The sequence below is a fragment of the Bartonella capreoli genome (genome assembly GCF_902813205.1).
Taxonomy (GTDB): domain Bacteria; phylum Pseudomonadota; class Alphaproteobacteria; order Rhizobiales; family Rhizobiaceae; genus Bartonella; species Bartonella schoenbuchensis.
In genome coordinates this window covers 1-391 of sequence record NZ_CADDZX010000370.1, presented here as the reverse complement: position 1 = coordinate 391, position 391 = coordinate 1, and the positions used below count along the sequence as shown (strand labels likewise).

1 protein-coding gene is annotated in these 391 nt (G+C 43.5%); it reads left to right on the top strand.

What is annotated here, in order from left to right; translation table 11 throughout:
• Nucleotides 1-391, top strand: a 391-nt coding sequence (gene pgk, locus J7R05_RS08845; protein ID WP_208541927.1) for a phosphoglycerate kinase, incomplete at both ends; no start/stop codon positions are given.

Genomic DNA, 391 nt, shown 5'->3' with positions numbered 1-391 from the left:
AAAGCGCAAGAGTGCCAATGTACAATTCTGCTTCCTGTAGATGCAATTGTGGGATTCCGCTTTGAAAAAAATACTCCACATCGTCTCTATGATATTGGAGATATTCCTGAGGAGGGCATGATTTTGGATATTGGAACACGCTCCATTGCCTTTATCAATGCTGTTATTGATAAGGCTGCTACTCTTATTTGGAATGGACCCCTTGGTGTGTTTGAGATGCCGCCCTTTGATCAAGGAACAATCGCTGTTGCACGCTATGCAGCAGCACGCAGTTCGACAGGGAAATTGGTTACCATTGCTGGAGGAGGAGATACGGTTTTTGCTCTCAACCATGCTGGTGTTACGAATGATTTTACGTATCTTTCAACTGCAGTAGGTGCTTTTTTAGAAT